16 protein-coding genes are annotated in these 16,813 nt (G+C 41.5%); 8 read left to right on the top strand and 8 right to left on the bottom strand.

All coding sequences use genetic code 11. The features are described from left to right. Positions 1–13 precede the first annotated feature (13 nt). From MST18_RS01315 to coaE, 3 genes are read left to right on the top strand one after another with little or no spacing between them, the layout of a single operon-like run. Positions 14–1,240 carry a type II secretion system F family protein gene (locus tag MST18_RS01315; RefSeq protein WP_078192563.1) on the top strand — a complete coding sequence of 409 codons (1,227 nt, stop codon included), beginning with the start codon at positions 14–16 and terminating at the stop codon, positions 1,238–1,240. Next, entirely contained in the window at positions 1,240–2,100 is an 861-nt protein-coding gene (locus tag MST18_RS01310) for an A24 family peptidase (protein ID WP_180133247.1), read from the top strand. Before MST18_RS01315 ends, MST18_RS01310 begins: the two co-directional genes overlap by 1 nt. 9 nt (positions 2,101–2,109) lie before the next feature. Next, complete coding sequence (gene coaE / locus MST18_RS01305; protein WP_180133248.1) at positions 2,110–2,712, top strand: dephospho-CoA kinase; 603 nt, start codon at positions 2,110–2,112, stop codon at positions 2,710–2,712. A gap of 14 nt (positions 2,713–2,726) precedes the next feature. Here coaE and MST18_RS01300 read toward each other — a convergent pair whose 3' ends face one another. The 3 genes from MST18_RS01300 to MST18_RS01290 all read right to left on the bottom strand — a co-directional run bounded on the left by MST18_RS01300 (position 2,727) and on the right by MST18_RS01290 (position 4,913). Then, entirely contained in the window at positions 2,727–3,647 is a 921-nt protein-coding gene (locus MST18_RS01300) for a DMT family transporter (protein WP_373686666.1), read from the bottom strand. Positions 3,648–3,655: 8 nt separating this feature from the next. Further along, the gene (gene rlmB, locus MST18_RS01295) at positions 3,656–4,414 is read right to left on the bottom strand and encodes a 23S rRNA (guanosine(2251)-2'-O)-methyltransferase RlmB (protein ID WP_180133250.1); all 759 of its coding nucleotides are present in this window, start codon (positions 4,412–4,414) and stop codon (positions 3,656–3,658) included. 175 nt (positions 4,415–4,589) lie between these two features. Further along, on the bottom strand, positions 4,590–4,913 hold the full coding sequence (locus tag MST18_RS01290) for a pyrimidine/purine nucleoside phosphorylase (RefSeq protein ID WP_067763086.1): 324 nt from the start codon (positions 4,911–4,913) through the stop codon (positions 4,590–4,592). Between the two features lie 599 nt (positions 4,914–5,512). Here MST18_RS01290 and recN point away from each other — a divergent pair. Continuing rightward, positions 5,513–7,174 (top strand): DNA repair protein RecN, encoded by a 1,662-nt coding sequence (recN, locus tag MST18_RS01285; protein WP_180133251.1) that lies wholly within the window; start codon positions 5,513–5,515, stop codon positions 7,172–7,174. Positions 7,175–7,268: 94 nt separating this feature from the next. On the opposite strand, the gene MST18_RS01280 is transcribed toward recN, so the two are convergent. After that, positions 7,269–7,994 (bottom strand): hypothetical protein, encoded by a 726-nt coding sequence (locus tag MST18_RS01280; protein WP_180126959.1) that lies wholly within the window; start codon positions 7,992–7,994, stop codon positions 7,269–7,271. Between the two features lie 307 nt (positions 7,995–8,301). Between MST18_RS01280 and MST18_RS01275 the strand changes: the two genes are divergently transcribed. Next, positions 8,302–8,856: a YqgE/AlgH family protein gene (locus tag MST18_RS01275; protein WP_180022050.1), complete on the top strand. Its 555-nt coding sequence runs from the start codon at positions 8,302–8,304 to the stop codon at positions 8,854–8,856. Continuing rightward, on the top strand, positions 8,849–9,292 hold the full coding sequence (gene ruvX, locus MST18_RS01270; protein WP_078192570.1) for a Holliday junction resolvase RuvX: 444 nt from the start codon (positions 8,849–8,851) through the stop codon (positions 9,290–9,292). Before MST18_RS01275 ends, ruvX begins: the two co-directional genes overlap by 8 nt. A gap of 105 nt (positions 9,293–9,397) precedes the next feature. Here the strand turns inward: ruvX and MST18_RS01265 are convergent, their stop codons facing one another. Genes MST18_RS01265 through MST18_RS01255 form a run of 3 tightly spaced genes read right to left on the bottom strand, consistent with a single transcriptional unit; the run spans position 9,398 to position 12,734 of the window. Then, positions 9,398–10,402 (bottom strand): HlyD family secretion protein, encoded by a 1,005-nt coding sequence (locus tag MST18_RS01265; RefSeq protein ID WP_180133252.1) that lies wholly within the window; start codon positions 10,400–10,402, stop codon positions 9,398–9,400. Between the two features lie 33 nt (positions 10,403–10,435). Then, positions 10,436–10,642: a DUF1656 domain-containing protein gene (locus MST18_RS01260; RefSeq protein ID WP_168378210.1), complete on the bottom strand. Its 207-nt coding sequence runs from the start codon at positions 10,640–10,642 to the stop codon at positions 10,436–10,438. After that, complete coding sequence (locus tag MST18_RS01255) at positions 10,635–12,734, bottom strand: FUSC family protein (RefSeq protein WP_180133253.1); 2,100 nt, start codon at positions 12,732–12,734, stop codon at positions 10,635–10,637. Before MST18_RS01255 ends, MST18_RS01260 begins: the two co-directional genes overlap by 8 nt. A gap of 463 nt (positions 12,735–13,197) precedes the next feature. On the opposite strand from MST18_RS01255, the gene MST18_RS01250 reads away from it, so the two are divergent. After that, positions 13,198–13,974 carry an IclR family transcriptional regulator gene (locus tag MST18_RS01250; protein ID WP_180062785.1) on the top strand — a complete coding sequence of 259 codons (777 nt, stop codon included), beginning with the start codon at positions 13,198–13,200 and terminating at the stop codon, positions 13,972–13,974. A gap of 230 nt (positions 13,975–14,204) precedes the next feature. Here MST18_RS01250 and MST18_RS01245 read toward each other — a convergent pair whose 3' ends face one another. Then, positions 14,205–14,831 (bottom strand): alpha-ketoglutarate-dependent dioxygenase AlkB, encoded by a 627-nt coding sequence (locus tag MST18_RS01245; protein WP_180026531.1) that lies wholly within the window; start codon positions 14,829–14,831, stop codon positions 14,205–14,207. A gap of 172 nt (positions 14,832–15,003) precedes the next feature. Between MST18_RS01245 and MST18_RS01240 the strand changes: the two genes are divergently transcribed. After that, on the top strand, positions 15,004–16,800 hold the full coding sequence (locus MST18_RS01240; protein WP_180133254.1) for an ABC transporter ATP-binding protein: 1,797 nt from the start codon (positions 15,004–15,006) through the stop codon (positions 16,798–16,800). Positions 16,801–16,813 lie beyond the last annotated feature (13 nt).

Here is a 16,813-nt window from a genome sequence, read left to right as displayed (position 1 = left end):
TAAGGATAAATTCATGGCTGTAAAAAAAGCGCAGATGATGCCAACCTTCAGTTATGAAGGCGTGGATCGCAAAGGGGCGAAAATCAAAGGGGAAATGCCTTCGCGTAATATGGCTTTAGCCAAAGTTACTTTACGTAAGCAAGGCATCACCATTAAAACCATTCGAGAAAAACGTAAAAATATTCTCGAAGGCTTGATGAAAAAGAAAGTATCCACTTTGGATATCACGGTATTCACGCGCCAACTTGCAACCATGATGAAAGCCGGTGTACCGCTTGTTCAGGGGTTCGAAATCGTGGCGGAAGGCTTAGAAAACCCAGCTATGCGTGAAGTAGTCTTGGGGATTAAAGGTGAAGTTGAAGGCGGTAATACCTTTGCCGGTGCGCTGCGAAAATATCCGCAGTATTTCGATAACCTATTTTGCTCATTAGTTGAATCAGGTGAACAATCGGGTGCACTTGAAACCATGTTAGACCGTGTTGCAATTTACAAAGAAAAAAGTGAATTGCTTAAGCAAAAAATCAAAAAAGCCATGAAATACCCAGCAGCGGTAATTGTTGTCGCGGTTATTGTGACGATCATTTTGATGGTGAAAGTAGTTCCCGTATTCCAAGACTTGTTTTCATCGTTTGGTGCAGACCTACCTGCCTTTACCAAAATGGTAGTGAACATGTCGGAATGGATGCAAAAATATTGGTTCTTCCTCATCATTGGAATTGGCGCTGTGATTGCCGGTTTCATGGAAGCAAAAAAACGTAGCAAAGCTTTCAGAGACTTCTTAGACAAAGCTGCACTCAAAGCACCGATTTTTGGTGATTTGGTTTATAAAGCAATTATTGCCCGCTATAGCCGTACCTTGGCAACCACATTTGCCGCGGGTGTACCCTTAATCGATGCGCTCGAATCAACTGCAGGTGCAACCAACAACGTGGTCTATGAAACAGCAGTCATGAAAATTCGTGAAGATGTGGCGACTGGTCAACAGCTGCAGTTTGCGATGCGTGTCACTGATAAATTCCCATCTATGGCGATTCAAATGGTGGCTATTGGTGAAGAATCCGGTGCCTTGGATGCTATGCTAGACAAAGTGGCAACCCATTATGAAAATGAAGTGGATAATGCCGTAGATGGCTTAACTTCGATGATGGAACCCTTGATTATGGCGGTACTAGGTGTCCTCGTTGGTGGTCTTGTGATTGCAATGTATCTTCCAATCTTCCAAATGGGTTCTGTGGTTTAATGCAAGAATTAATAACATATTTAATTAATACCCCAATTGCGTTATATATCGCAATTGGGATTTTTAGTCTTTGCATCGGTAGTTTTTTGAATGTGGTAATTTACCGCACACCAAAGATGATGGAACAAGAATGGCGTACGGATTGCCAACTGTTTTTACATCCGGATCAACCGATTATTGACGAAACAAAGATCACACTGAGCACACCTGCTTCAACCTGCCCAAAATGCAAAACGCCCATTCGTTGGTATCAAAACATTCCAGTCATCAGTTGGATCGTGTTACGCGGAAAATGTGGAAGTTGCAAAAACCCGATCAGTAGCCGTTATCCACTGATCGAATTACTCACCATGATCTGTGCGCTGATTGTTGTTGCAGTTTTTGGTCCAACCATCCAGATGCTGTTTGGTTTGGTGCTGACTTATGTATTGATTGCCTTAACATTTATTGACTTTGACACCCAACTTTTACCTGACCGCTATACCCTTCCTTTGGCTGCACTCGGGCTTGGCGTGAATAGCTATGCCATTTATACCTCTGCAACCTCAGCCATTTGGGGATATATCATCGGCTTCTTATGCCTATGGATTGTTTACTTTTTATTTAAAATCATCACTGGCAAAGAAGGTATGGGCTATGGTGACTTTAAGCTTTTAGCTGCCTTGGGTGCATGGATGGGCCCTTTCCTGCTCCCACTGATTGTATTACTCTCTTCACTGGTAGGTGCAATCATTGGCATTATTTTGCTCAAAGTTCGTAAAGAAAACCAACCTTTTGCATTTGGTCCCTATATTGCCATCGCTGGATGGATCGCCTTTTTATGGGGTGATCAAATTATGAAAATTTATTTGGGTCAGTAAGGTGGTTGTATGACATTTGTCTTGGGTTTAACAGGTGGTATCGGTAGCGGAAAATCTGCTGCAAGCAATTGGTTTGAACTCCAAGGCATTCAAGTCGTCGATGCTGATATCGTTGCTCGCGAGGTTGTCGAACCGGGGCAACCCGCACTGATTCAGATTCAACAACAATTTGGTGATTGGGTTTTACTTGCGAATGGTGAGTTAAATCGGCGCGCTTTACGTGAATATATCTTTAAAGATCCTACAGCACGTCAAGCACTTGAAGCCATTACCCATCCTGCAATACGTCAGTCCATTATCCAACAGTTAAATGAAGCCACCAGCCCCTATGTCATCTTGGTTTCGCCGCTGTTATTTGAAACCAATCAACATGAATTAACCAATCACACCTTACTTATTGATGCCACAGAACAATTGCAAATTCAGCGTGCATCACAGCGCGATGGTCAAAATATCGAGCAAATCCAAAAAATCATTCAAGTGCAAATGTCGCGTCAGGAAAAGCAAAAAATTGCAGATGATATCGTGCTGAATGATGGTCATTTAGATCATCTTTATGCACAGCTTCGGCCGTTGCATCTCAAGTACTTAGGGTACGCTGAAAAAAGCTAAATAAAAAAGCAGTCTTACTCAGACTGCTTTTTTTGTTGTTCGAGTTGCTGCTCTAGACTGTCCTTTCGTCCCAACCATTTCCACGGTTGAATCGCTCCAATCCCCATCCCGACCAATCCACACACAATTGCAAAACTTAAGGGTTCATTCAGCAGCGGTACCGCTAAAATTGCAGCAATAAAAGGTGCCAAAGTTACGATACTTCCGGCTTTAAATGCACCCAGACGCTTGATCGCCTCTACATACGTTAAAGTCGCAATAATCACCACAAAAATACCGTGAAAGATAACTTGTCCAATGAGTTGCAATGGCTCTGGGTCAGACCAATGTTTAGGGAAAAATAGTAGATAAATAGGCACGAATACCACGGCAGACCAAACCGCAACCCCCGCCATGGCATGCCAAGCAGAGAGCTTCCATTGCTTAAGCAATACCGTAAATATTCCCCACCAAATGGCACTGATAAAAAACAGCAAATCACCTAAACCAAATGCCACACCAGTCTCGACGTACATTAAATAGCTCATTAAGCTAATGGCAGAGACCATAATCACCACACTGATCCACGTATGCTTATCGATCGGCTGTTTGAAGATCAGAAACGCGGCTATGGCTGTACATAAGGGAATACAACCATTGAGGAAAATTGCAGCATGGGCCGCAGGAGCATAATGAAATGCGCTATAGGCTGTTAAACAATAGGTCACCCCGCCGAGCATGGCGAGGATAAAAGGCTCTTTCTTCCATAAAAAAGCCGTATCTTTTTTATAAATCAAAATTGGCATTAAGATGCAAAATGCCAAAGCAAACCGAAGTGCGGTAATGTCCCAAGCACTGATTCCCCAATTGGCGCTTAAACGCGCCGTTAAGGTGAATCCACCCCAAATACACATGGTAATGAAAACATATAAATAACCTTGCTTTTGGGGAGACATCATCACTTCTATTTCAATTCATTGTTACGTTGACGACATGCTTCATACAATGCCATACCGGTTGCGACACTGACATTTAAGCTTTGCAAGTTACCAGCCATTGGAATGTAAACAGTTTGATCACATTGCGCCTGCGTAATAGGACGCAAACCTGTATCTTCAGCGCCCATCACCACACATACACCCGTACCAGTGAAGTCAAATTTTTGAATCGGCAAAGCTTTTTCATCTAGCATGGTGCCGACCACGCGTACATTAAAGTCGTCTTTGATTTGAGCCAATGTACGCGCCAAGTTGGTCACCTGAATAAACTTCACTTTTTCAGCACCACCAGCAGCAACTTTACGGGCTGTTGGGGTAAGCGTCGCTGAACGATCACGCGGTGCAATCACGGCTTCAACGCCCATAGCTGCCGCTGTACGGATACATGCACCAAGGTTATGTGGGTCTGTAATATGATCTAAAGCCAATAGCAAAGCACTGGGATTGGCTTGTAATAAAGCCTCTAAATCTTTTTCGTTTAAGACTGGATGGGGGCGTACAGCCGCGACCACACCTTGATGGAACGGTTGTCCCGCAAGTTTTTCCAAACTATCACGGCTAGCTTTTTGAATGCTGACACCAAACGGTTCTGCCAACTCAAAAATACGTTTTAAACGCTGATCATCACGTCCTTTTAACGCAAATAAAGTTAATACGCGTTCTGGCTCAAGTTCCAGTAATGACTCCACTGAATGAACGCCATAATAATATTCCGGTTTCGCCATGAACGACCTCTAATTTGCAAACTTCGAAAACTTTTAAACAGGGTATGATCACCCAGCGCACAGCTTAGGTTATCAAAAAGAAAAATCCTGCAAAGCAAGCTTTACAGGATTTATGCTATGACACATAGTTTAACCGATTTGAAGTTAAAAAACTGTGCCTAAATGGATTGAATTATTAGCCTTCTAAGTGGCACACATAATCCAGGACTTCATCTGTTTCAATTTTAAAACGGCTATTACCTGGCACGTAGAATGATTGACCCGCACGGAATAGTTCGCTTTCTTCGCTATCAGCAATTTGAACACGACATTCACCTGAAATAATTTCCATACGTTCAGGTACATGGGTTTCAAAAGTCAGCGCTTGTTCAGTTGGAAGCAACACACCCAGTGTTTTCTTGGTTCCATCTTCAAATTGCACAGTGTGGCTGATACATAGACCGCCAAAATAAACATTTGATTTTTTGATGACTGATACATGATCAAACTGTGCTGACATGCGTTTTCTCCAGATAAAGCATATTTATAATATTTTGATCGAAGTAGTTTAATTGTGCTGCAAAAACTAATCAATCAGTGTTGAAAATTTTGAGATAGATAATTACAAAAATCTGAGAAGTGGATATGTCCCAATACCATCTCACTATCTTGACATTGAGAATCTAAAACAAACTGTACTTTTGTACAAAATACTTTTTTTATTTCATCCACTAAAGTCCTAGTTAGGGTCTATAGAAACGCTGCAAAATCATTTCACAGATATATATGGATAATGAATTATATGGACGGATTTAAGAGACCAAATCATGACGTTTTAAGGCAATAACACTTTAGATTAGATACAAGAATACATACACAAACGTGTTTTGTGAGAACTTAGCAAAATGTTGGATGGTTTAAGCTCACGTTATGCAAGATCATTTACTCTTTGCATCACTACACTGCGTGCTTACGGCAGATACGAAACTAATTTCTTATTAAACTGAAATTTAGGATAGAATTATGAGGTTTTTCGTCATCTTAAAATAAAACTTATCTTGTGACCAAAACAAAACTTAATTATCTTTAACTAGAACTTTTCGCAGCTCGGATGCGTTTATGCTGACACATTTAACTCTGATCAATTTTGCATTAGCCGACCATTTAGCCATCGACATTGAACAAGGCTTTAACGTCCTGACGGGTGAAACAGGTGCTGGTAAATCTTTGCTGCTAGACGCACTATCAGCATGTTTAGGTGAACGAACAGACACCAACTATGTGCGCTATGGATCAGACAAAGCCGATGTGACAGCGACCTTTAGCTACCAAGAGTACAGTCCTGAAGCACTGTGGCTCAAAGAACATGAGCTGGATGATGAGTCTGGAGAAATTCATTTACGTCGCGTGATTTTTGCAACAGGTCGCAGCAAAGCATGGATTAATGGACGTCCGAGCAGCTTATCTGAGTTAAAAGAAATTGGCCGCTTATTGGTACAACTCTATAGCCAACACAGCCAACAACAACTCTTAGAACCGCCCTATCCAAAACATTGGCTAGATCGCTATTACAATTTTTATCAGCCGGCTCAAGCCGTTCGTGATGCCTATAGCAAGTGGCAAAAGGACATTCGACAGCACCAAGCAGCACTCGACGCCCAAGCCACACGTAAGCAACGGATAGAAACGCTTGAACTTCAATTGGAAGAACTTGAAGACCTTGTGCAAACGGACTACAAAGAAATCGAGCAAGAATTTGACCGTCTCAGTCATCATGAACATATCATGCAGGATTGTAGCTATGGTCTAAATGCCCTCGATGACGCCGAGCAAAATATCAATCAAGAAATGGGCGCGATCATTCGTCGAATTGAATCGCATGCAGGACGTAGTGAACAACTTTCTGAAATTTATACGTCGCTACTGAACGCTCAAAGTGAAATTGAAGATGCCACCGCAAATTTACGTCAGTTTATTGATCGTCAAAGTTTCGATCCTGAACGTATGGACGAATTAAATACCAAACTGGAAGTTTTTCATCGCTTAGCGCGTAAATATCGTACTCAGCCTGAAGATTTAAAACAAGAATACGAAGCGTGGCAACTTGAGTTAGAGCAACTGCATCAGCTGGAAGATCCTGAAACGTTGGCAGAACAAGTGGAAGTGTCTCATCAAGACTTTTTAACCAAAGCACAGCATTTGGATGATATTCGTCGTGAAGCATCTACCCCATTGGCGAAGCAGTTGACTGAACAAGTGAAGCAGCTCGCGCTCCCAGAGGCTCATTTTGAATTTAAATTTGAGCCTCTAGAACAAGCTTCAAGTGAAGGTTTAAGCTTTATTCAGCTGTTATTCACAGCCAACAAAGGGATTCCTGCTCAGCCTCTAGCACGCGTGGCATCGGGGGGTGAATTGTCACGTATCGCCTTAGTCATGCAAGTGATGAATGCTGAAAAAACCGAATCCGAAGTGTTAGTCTTTGATGAAATTGATGTCGGGATCAGTGGCGGAACGGCAGAAATTGTGGGGCGTTTGTTGGCTGATTTGGCGCAGCATGTTCAAATTCTATGTATCACGCATCAAGCGCAAGTTGCAGCACAATCCGATCAGCACTTGTTGGTGAAAAAACGTCAAACGGATCCTGCAAGCAGTACCATTATCGAATTAGAAGAAGATGATCGGATTCAAGAGCTGGCTCGAATGACTGGTGGTGTGGAGATTAGTCAAACGACCTTACAACACGCAAAACAATTACGACAATTAAAGTTTCAGCACAGCTAAATCACCGTAAATGTCTTAAATAAAAAAGCCTTAGTTCACTTTGACTAAGGCTTTTTTTATCACTTGTGATACAACTTCTATTTAATTACGACTTCTATTTAATAATGCCTTGATAGACAAAGCCTTTTGAGCCCAAGCTATAGCGTAAATATTTATACTGCGGCTGATGTTGTTGATTGAGTAACATAACATCCACGTGTTTCGGACTGATTTTGAGATATTCATTACCGCTACGACGATCGGTTTCATAATGGCAGTCATAATCTACCGAGATTTGATCTAGTTTCTTTTGCTTAGTTTGAAATACATAAGATTTAAGTAACTGTTTTGGTCCAACTTCAACAGCTCTTAGATGATGTAGTCCACTGCAATTATCACCTTTATAATAACTCTTCACCAAATATACGGTTTTATTTTGGATGTTGACCGGCAAAATTTGATTGATATAGCCTGAGTCAAATTGATCTAAATGTTGCGTTTTTCCCGTTGCATATTGCACATAGCTGCTCCACTCCCCCATGGTGCCTCCGCCAGACACATCAAAACTATAAAATTTAAGTTTTTTATCTGGTGAATATTGCACATGAACAAAACCTTGCTTTTCAAGTTGCGTAAATCCGTAGTGAAAACTGCTCGGATCTGCCGCAATGACATCCACAATTTCACGTTCTATCGCTTCATTGACCTCATAAAAATTTAAGTTTTTATATTTTTTAATCACCTGAGATTCATGTTTTTGTAAGTCAGCGCTTCCTGCAAAGCCTGAAATAGGTAGGCTTGCACAGAGTGCCATCCCTATTATTTTTGAATAATGTGTCATTGTTTTACCCTCAGTTTATCCTGCTATTTTAAGCAATCTCAGTCATCCATCACGTATATCTTCTCCTCACTTTTGTACTGCTGTTGTTCAAATCACCAATCATCGCTTCACAATTCACCACATTGCAGACCCGCCTGCACGATGAAGATTTTTAGCATGTCCCTCACTGGTCGAGCATGACAAATATTGAATTTGCAGAAAAACTCATTGTTGAAAACTTGTGAGTCTAGTATGTTGATAAATACAACGTTATTCGAATGCAATTCCCCCAAGAATGAAACTTACCCCAATAAGGAGAAGCCATTAGGTGACTAAACAATACCTCACACACCGCTGCCTGATTGCTCCACCCGAAATGAACGATGAATTCTTTGCCAATACGGTGATTTATTTAGCGCGACATGATGAAGATGGCGCTCAAGGCATCATTATTAATCGTCCTTCGGGCTTGCAGATCAAAGAACTATTGAATGATTTAGAAATTGAGGCAGATAATGTGCATCCTCATGAAGTGTTGCAAGGTGGTCCTTTGCGCCCAGAGGCAGGTTTTGTTCTTCATACCGGTCAACCGACATGGCATTCGTCTATTGCTGTAGGTGAAAATGTCTGCATTACCACGTCTAAAGATATTTTAGATGCGATTGCACACAATGAAGGTGTGGGTCGTTATCAGGTGGCTCTAGGCTATGCCAGTTGGGGTAAAAGCCAATTAGAAGAAGAAATTGCTCGGGGTGATTGGCTCATTTGTGACTCAGACATGGATTTAATATTTAACTTACCTTATGACGACCGCTGGGACGCTGCCTATAAAAAAATGGGCGTAGACCGCACGTGGTTATCATCTGAGATTGGACATGCCTGATTTACCACAATATCAAATGATTATGGCCTTTGACTTTGGCACACAAAAAACAGGAATGGCTGTGGGACAAGCCTTGATTGAAAGTGCAAATCCCCTGCCACTCTTTCCCATGAAAGATGGCATTCCCAATTGGGATAATCTACTCAAGATTGTGAAACAGTATCAGCCGGATTTGTTCATCGTGGGTCTACCGCTCAATATGGATGATAGCGAATCTGAACTCTCCACACGTGCGCGTAAATTTGCACGACGCCTTCGCCACCAAACCAATATTGAAACCTTGATGGTCGATGAACGCTTAACGACACGTGAAGCGCGTGATGAATTAGATCATTATCAAGCCCAAGGCCGTGCGAAGAATCTTTCTGCCGACAGCCTTGCTGCAGCATTGTTTATTGAAAGTTGGTATCGAAATCCAGTTGGACTGAAACCTTAAGCGCTTTCAACAAACAGGCAAATAAAAAAGCATCCAAAAGAGGATGCTTTTTTATGCGCAAGATTGATCACTCAATGCTGCGCAAATGAAATGATTGGGGATAACTTAGTTTTTATCCACAATATGAATCGTGGTGGTTCGACCCGCGACAAAAGCCAACTGATCATGCGGTACTTCATCCAGTACAATTTTCACTGGTACACGCTGTGCCAAACGGACCCAGCTAAAGGTTGGATTAACATTGGCAAGTAAGCCATCAGTCGAGGTACGTTCACGGTCTTCAATCCCTGTGGCAACGCCTTGTACATGGCCTTTATAAACATCAGAACTTCCCATCAGTTGGATTGTTGCTGGAGCGCCAACATAGATTTTATCCAGTTTAGTTTCTTCAAAATATCCCACAACATATAACTGTTGACGGTCAATTAAGGCCGCTACGGCTTGTCCGACTTTGACGTAATTCCCTGCTTTGAGTTCAAAGTTAGACAATGTTCCATCTGTTGGTGCAACCACTTCCGAACGTTTTAAATTCAATTCTGCCAAATGCAAACTGCTATTGGCCGCTTCAATCAGGGCTTTTTGCTGCACCATACTGGCTTTGGCTTGTTCAATCGCTGCCTGAGTTTGTTCATGCTCTGCATGTGATTGATCACGTACTGCAAACATTTGATCTTGTTCTTGTTTTGAAATCGCACCGTCCATCAAACTTGCATAACGATTTGCATTTTTATCTGCAAGATTAATATTGGCTTGTGACTTCACTAGATTGGCTTTGGCTTCAGCAAGCTGCGCTTCAGCCCCTGCCAGTCCTGCTTTGGCTTTCGCCAGGTCAGATTTGGCTTGCTCAACATCCAAAGCTTGACGTGCCACATCTATACGAAACAGCACTTGGCCTTTTTTCACTTGTTGGTTGTCTTGAACTAAAACGTCTGTGACCAAACCTGAAACATCCGATGACACTTGAATCACGTCACCACGTACCCGTCCATCACGCGTCCATGGTTCCGAATTGTAGTAGCCCCAAATATGTTTCAGCGCAAGTAATGCGCCACATAGCACGATTATCAACAATACAGGCCGAACATATTTTCGGACATTCAAATTGGTCATACGATTACCTCAATCATTTCATTTTTTAGGGGCTTAGAACTGGCAGAAAATAAAGATTTCATGCACCAGCCAAAGCAACATCACAAATACACCCAAATAAAAAATATTGGGCATCGGCACCCAATCTTGCGCCATCCATCGGTCAAGCAAACGCATGATGACCCGCAATAACAGATAGGCCAATACCGCTTGAATCAATAGAATGGGCACATAGACGCCATATACATTTAGCTCACCCATGTTGTGCCTCGACCTGTAAATGATTTGGAGTCTGCTGTGTTAGAACATGACACAAACTGCTTTGAATATTGTTCAGTGAATACAGAATTCGATGCATAACATCGTCGTTTTCCACACCCTGAACGGCCTGATTCAATCGTTGAACTCGCTCTACAATTTGCTGTTTGAAGCTCATAAAGACATTCTTTTGCCCTTGTTCCATGGCACGAAAATAGTCATCTAAATCTTGTTGTAACTCTTCGAGTTCGCTGAGCAGTGCATCATTCGGATCGAGTTTATTCATGAGTTCTTGCAAGCGGGTCAAATCAATCACCGCACTGGCTTCCACCAAAGCCCACTCGATCTGTTGTTTCAAGTTCCCTGATTGCACCATTTTGCTATTTAGGATGCCGATTCGGTCCAACATACTGCGTAAATGCACCCGAAACGGTAAGCCGTATGGCAGATATAAAGCCTGACGCAGTGCCTTGTAATGCTGTGAAAGTATGCGTTGGGCCGTCATATCTGGTGACATTGCACGCACTAGATGAATAATAAACACCGAAATAATGGGTCCCAAAACCGTCCCAATCGATGCATCAAAGAAAAACACCTGATCGAGGCTAAAGCGGTTTTGAAAATTCAGTCCCATGATGGTGCCCATCAAAAGTGGCAAGCTGATCCCAATCAAAGGCGGATGTAAAAACAGCATCAAACAGAACATCACAAACGGTGCTAACACCACGATCAACTGCCAAAAGGCGGTCACATGCGGGAAAATGCCATAGGCGTAGATAAAGACCACGACCGCTGCATACATATTGGCGCGAATAAACATTTTCAATGCAGGAACAGGATTATCCATTGCCGTTAAAATACAGGCACTGATCGCAGCCATTTCAGCCATCATAAATCCAGCTTTCCAACCACTAACGATCCAAAAACCCGTGGAAATTAAAATAATTAGACAAGCAGACACTCCGCCACGAATAGCAACCCCCGCATCTCGGTGCAAAGTCGGATAATGACTATTGCTCAAGGCGGTCAGTGTGGCTGGTAAAGTGGAGTCGCCTTGTTGTACCCGCTGCCAAAGCAGACGAATCGCACGAATATTCTGAATAAAATGGCGAATATCCATTTTTAGACTGCCCAAAATCACCTGCTGTGACGGCAATGCCTGTGCCTGAATGTGTTGAAAATCTTGCTCAAACTGTTCAGGCAATTGATTAAGTTCACTTTCCTTAATCTGATGTTGATCTAATAAAAACGCGGCAATATGTTCATGGGCTTGCTTGAGTGCCGTCCGATAATGTGTGTCCAGACCGTCTAATTGTTTCATCCGTTCAGACATGGCCACCAAGTTACTGACCAACAAACTCAACTGATGCAAGATTTCCTGCAATGGACGTGTCATGCCTTTTAGGGTAGATTTTTCATAAGACAAATGCACCGCCATGACATGTATATCCGCGATATCTCGTGCAATATTGCCAAGATTTTTAGAATAATTTTCTAGTTCGGCCGGCTCTAATAAAATCTGATCAAAGATTTCTTTGGTATCGGCAAAGGTTTTACTCACCCGTGTTTCGACTGCAGGGCCAATATGCATTGGAAATAACGTCGTGGTCACGATGGCACTACATACCACACCCACCGTAATTTCCAGAAAACGCCCCAAGGCCATATCGAAGATCGAAGCGGTATCAATAAAATACACCACGTTAAAACAGATAATGACCGTGGTATAACCCGCCAACATGGAAACATAACTACGAGGCGTACGGTCTAGCAGTGACAAATACAAGCAAAACCCAACCCAAACAGCCAAAAAAACCGTAAACAGTACTGGCATATGAATAAGATGTGGCAGTGCCACCACTGACACAGCCGCCCCTAAGAATGTTCCTAATACACGATACAAACTTTTTGAAGACGTCATCCCTGAATATGGATTCGCGATCACGAAAACGGTGCCAATTGCCCAAATCGGATAAGCCAAATTCAGTACAAAGGCCACATACAATGCCAATATGCCCGCGATGAACGTTTTGGTCGCAAAAATCCAGTCCATTTTATTGGGCCGAAAAGCGAGTATTTGTTTCGTCAGCAGCATGATTGATCTCGTCGGTTTGCTTCTTTTTAGTGAAAACGGCCTCGTATCGAATGCTTAAACATTCGACAGCACAACCTGTATCACGGCACAGGAATGACTAGAAATTTCAATAAGTAAAGAAGCGATTCAAATCGTGTTTCAAACCATTTGAATACAAAAAGTAGTGTGCAATATTCCCTGCGCATCGAACATATGGGCAATATTTATTCAATATAGGATATTTTCATAGCAATTTTGCTAAAAAAACAAATTAAAGTCAATATTAATATCTTATTTTGATAATTGACCTATATTTTAAATGCGTATTTCAATTTTTTATTATGCTTTTATCAGAATAACCCAAGAAACCCTGTGATATTTCAGATTTGTTTCATTTCCAGTGTAGAAAAGCGCAACATCAGGCCGAGCAATTTGTTATAAAGTAACTTAACGATTCATTTTTATTGTGACCAAGCAGGTTCTTATGGCGCTTTCCAGTTTTGGTAAAATTCTCACCGTACTCGACTTATTTTCAGTTGCTCGTCCCATCATCAATGTCGACATTATTAGTGAAGAATTAGGCTTATCTAAACCAACGAGCTATCGCTATTTAAAAGAACTGGTTTCTGCTGAATTATTGCAGCGCCTCAGTGGGACTTCTGGCGATTACACACTGGGTTCAAAAATTGCTGTGCTTGATTTTATTTCTCGCACCACCGATCCATTGGTGCAAATTAGCATTCCCTTCATGAAAGAAATTGTGGAACGCACAGAGTCTTGTTGCTTATTGACGCATCTGAATATCGACTCATGTATTGATGTACATCATGAACTGTATAAGGACTATACTGCCTTGGCATATGGTCGAGGTAGCCCACGTCCAATGTACAAAGGCTCATCGTCTAAAGTGATTTTGTCGCAGTTACCTAAGCAACGGATTTTAGATTATTACCACCGTTTTGCGGACGAGTTATCTCAAGTTGGTTTTGCGCATAATGAAGAAGAATTTATGCTGCAAATGAAAAAGATTAAAAAGCAGGGTTATTATTTTTCCAATGGTGAAGTTGACCCGAATATGTCGAGCTTATCGATTCCGATTAAATTTTCCAGTAAAGAACCCCCGCTTGCTTTGACCCTATTGGCGTCTAAAAATCGTTTTGAATTTATGAATTTTCAAAAAGTCGTAGAAATGATGCAAGACTGTACAGCGCGTATTGAGAAAAAATACAGCAGTATGATGGAAGAATCGGACGCCATTTAAATCTGATCAGATTGCGCACAACTGATGCGATGTTGTAAAGATGATATTTAATTAATCTGATAAATTTATATTATTAATTGAATTTATTAATTATAAATATTAGATAAATTATCATAATATGATTATTGTTCTTTAGCAGTCATCTTAACCATGTGTTCCATGATTTCAGTTGATTGTCGCTATACTCTTCCTCAGAGAAAGAAAAAAGCTCATCTATATATGGGCTTTTTTTACGGCTGTTGATCATAGAAATAACGAAAGGTTAAATTCACCCTCGGCTCGGTCACTTTCATCGACTTCATTAGGGCATGCTTCCAATATCGTTGGGTTTGCCCACGCATCACGATCAACTGTCCACTTTGCAGTAAAAGCTGTACTTTCTCTTGAGTGCTTTTATGTTTAAAGCAAAACTTACGGCTTGCCCCAAAACTCAAAGATGCGATCACCACCTGCTGTGTGGGTGAAAGCAAAGATGGCTCATCATCACTATGCCACCCCACCGCTTGCGTACCATTTTCGTATAAATTGGCCAAACAGGAATTAAACGTCTGACCCACCCGTTGCTCAATATGTTGCTTTAAGCGCAGTAAAGCTGGATTCCAGATCAATGCCTGCTTTTGCATGCCTGAATAGTGATACTCATAATGAGCATCTCCATACCAAACCACTTTTCGTTCCGTTTGAAAATACTGTCCATGCAAAATGACTTCATCATGCTGCCAAGCCAACTGCGTGAGGAAATAGCGTAAATATTTTTCACTCTCTTCGGCGTTGAAGATCAATCCATAATCTTCAACTTCACCATCATAGGGCAACAGATTTGCATGCGGTTCAGGCGTAAATAATTCAAAATTCATCGGTTCAACTCAACACTGTTTGGCACAGCAGCGTGATGCTGATGTCGTGAGCACATTAAAAAAATATCTTAGCCGAAAAACTCTCGTCACAAATCAAAACATTGTCATTACTTGTCGCATAGAATTTTCAGTCTTAGACTAAAGCTCATATTCACAATAAAAATAATTGCTTATGAACCTGTGGCAGCTTTTCCAAAAATTACGTCCATTCGTACAGCCATACCGCTGGCTGGTAGTCGTGACGCTGATCTTGACCTTAATTGGCTCACTCACGGCACAGGTGAATGCCCTGACACTCAAATATGCCGTAGACAGCATCAATCAGCTTTTACAACAAGGCCTCGGTCTAGCCAATGGTTGGCATATATTAATCACCATCACCGTAGTCTTACTGGGAAAAGAAGTCATCAATGCCATCGTGCAATTTGGACAAAAATCGTTTGGTGAAAAGTTACGTATTTTAATTTCTCAGGATTTGTCCCAAGGCATTATTGAAAAATTTATCACCTATCGATTGGCATTCTTCGATCAACAAGACAACCAAGCAGGTAAGCTCCAAACTCGAATTGATCGGGGTGTCAGCTCGCTCACACGACTGGTTCAAATCTTTTTTATTGATATTTTACCGCTTTTTACCAGTGCGATTATTGCACTGGGCTTAATGTATTATGCCAATGTTTGGGTTGGCGTGGTGGCCACAATTATCGTGCCGATTTATTTTTGGCTAACTTTCAAACAATCACAAAAACTGGCAGGCAAACGCCGTGTCCTACGCGATAATTTTGAAAAGAAAAATCAGGGTATTCTGAGTATTATCAATTCGATAACGGTCATTAAATCTTTTAACAAAGAAGCCGTCGAATCGAAAAAGCAATTAAATCTGCAAAAGTCACTGACTGAAAACCAGATGCAGACACGGCAAACCAGTTATATCTTTGACGGACTCAAAACCTTTATTGAACAGGTCGGTGTGGTACTGATCATCATTCTGACAGCCTATTTTGTTTTGGATGGGCAAATGAGTATCGGGATGATTATGTATCACGTGTTGTTATTTAATAATGTCTCTGCCCCGATTCGCTCGCTGCATCGTATCTATGATGAAATTAACTCTGCGATGATTTATTCGGAAAGCTTCTTTAACATCTTAGAAGCGGATCATGAAATTGAAACCAGTGGCACTGCCCAGCCTCCGATTCAAGGTCAATTTGAATTGAGCAATGTCGACTTTAGCTATCCCAATGGCTTTCAGGCATTGCACCGCATCAACATGACCATCCAACCGAACAAAATCACCGCCTTGGTTGGTTTATCTGGGGCTGGAAAATCGACATTAATTAGCTTACTGGATAAGTTTTATCATCCTCAAGCGGGCAATATCAAACTCGATGGCATCGATTTAGAACAGATTGATACACAGTATTTACGTGAAAATATTGGTTTGGTATTGCAAAAAAATCATATTTTCCCAGGTTCAATTTTTGAAAATATTCGCTATGGCAAAAGTACAGCCACAGAGCAAGAAGTCTTTGATGCAGCACGGAAAGCCTCGATCCATGATCAGATTTTAAAACTACCACATGCCTATGAAGCAGATGCCTTACTGCTCTCAGGTGGACAGCAACAGCGCATTGCCTTGGCACGTATGTTTCTAAAAAATCCGCCGATTATTTTCTTGGATGAACCGACTGCAAGTTTAGATGCTATCGCGGCTGAACAAATTAAAAACAGTCTGGATCAAATTAAGCAAGGGCGTACCGTCATCATGATTTCGCATAGTTTGTCGCAAATTATCGATGCCGATTACACCTATGTCATGAAAGACGGACAAATCGTAGAACACGGGGAGCATCACGATTTGTACCATCAAGAAGGTGCCTATAAGCAAATCTTCGATGCGATGGCGAAAAGTTTAAATATTGACAAAATTGCCCGTACTTTTGAAGAAGACGAAGAAACACATAGTTAATTTTAGATCGAAA

It is taken from the genome of Acinetobacter sp. YH12068_T (genome assembly GCF_024606005.1).
GTDB classification, from domain to species: domain Bacteria; phylum Pseudomonadota; class Gammaproteobacteria; order Pseudomonadales; family Moraxellaceae; genus Acinetobacter; species Acinetobacter amyesii.
Note: the sequence above shows the minus strand (reverse complement) of the source record. Positions and strands in the feature narration are given on the sequence as shown.

Excerpts from the sequence above, each read along its gene's own strand:
- MST18_RS01315 (WP_078192563.1), top strand. The coding sequence starts at position 14 with ATGGCTGTAAAAAAAGCGCAGATGATGCCAACCTTCAGTTATGAAGGC.
- MST18_RS01310 (WP_180133247.1), top strand. The coding sequence starts at position 1,240 with ATGCAAGAATTAATAACATATTTAATTAATACCCCAATTGCGTTATAT.
- coaE (WP_180133248.1), top strand. The coding sequence starts at position 2,110 with ATGACATTTGTCTTGGGTTTAACAGGTGGTATCGGTAGCGGAAAATCT.
- MST18_RS01300 (WP_373686666.1), bottom strand. The coding sequence starts at position 3,647 with ATGTCTCCCCAAAAGCAAGGTTATTTATATGTTTTCATTACCATGTGT.
- rlmB (WP_180133250.1), bottom strand. The coding sequence starts at position 4,414 with ATGGCGAAACCGGAATATTATTATGGCGTTCATTCAGTGGAGTCATTA.
- MST18_RS01290 (WP_067763086.1), bottom strand. The coding sequence starts at position 4,913 with ATGTCAGCACAGTTTGATCATGTATCAGTCATCAAAAAATCAAATGTT.
- recN (WP_180133251.1), top strand. The coding sequence starts at position 5,513 with ATGCTGACACATTTAACTCTGATCAATTTTGCATTAGCCGACCATTTA.
- MST18_RS01280 (WP_180126959.1), bottom strand. The coding sequence starts at position 7,994 with ATGACACATTATTCAAAAATAATAGGGATGGCACTCTGTGCAAGCCTA.
- ruvX (WP_078192570.1), top strand. The coding sequence starts at position 8,849 with ATGCCTGATTTACCACAATATCAAATGATTATGGCCTTTGACTTTGGC.
- MST18_RS01265 (WP_180133252.1), bottom strand. The coding sequence starts at position 10,402 with ATGACCAATTTGAATGTCCGAAAATATGTTCGGCCTGTATTGTTGATA.
- MST18_RS01260 (WP_168378210.1), bottom strand. The coding sequence starts at position 10,642 with ATGGGTGAGCTAAATGTATATGGCGTCTATGTGCCCATTCTATTGATT.
- MST18_RS01255 (WP_180133253.1), bottom strand. The coding sequence starts at position 12,734 with ATGCTGCTGACGAAACAAATACTCGCTTTTCGGCCCAATAAAATGGAC.
- MST18_RS01250 (WP_180062785.1), top strand. The coding sequence starts at position 13,198 with ATGGCGCTTTCCAGTTTTGGTAAAATTCTCACCGTACTCGACTTATTT.
- MST18_RS01245 (WP_180026531.1), bottom strand. The coding sequence starts at position 14,831 with ATGAATTTTGAATTATTTACGCCTGAACCGCATGCAAATCTGTTGCCC.
- MST18_RS01240 (WP_180133254.1), top strand. The coding sequence starts at position 15,004 with ATGAACCTGTGGCAGCTTTTCCAAAAATTACGTCCATTCGTACAGCCA.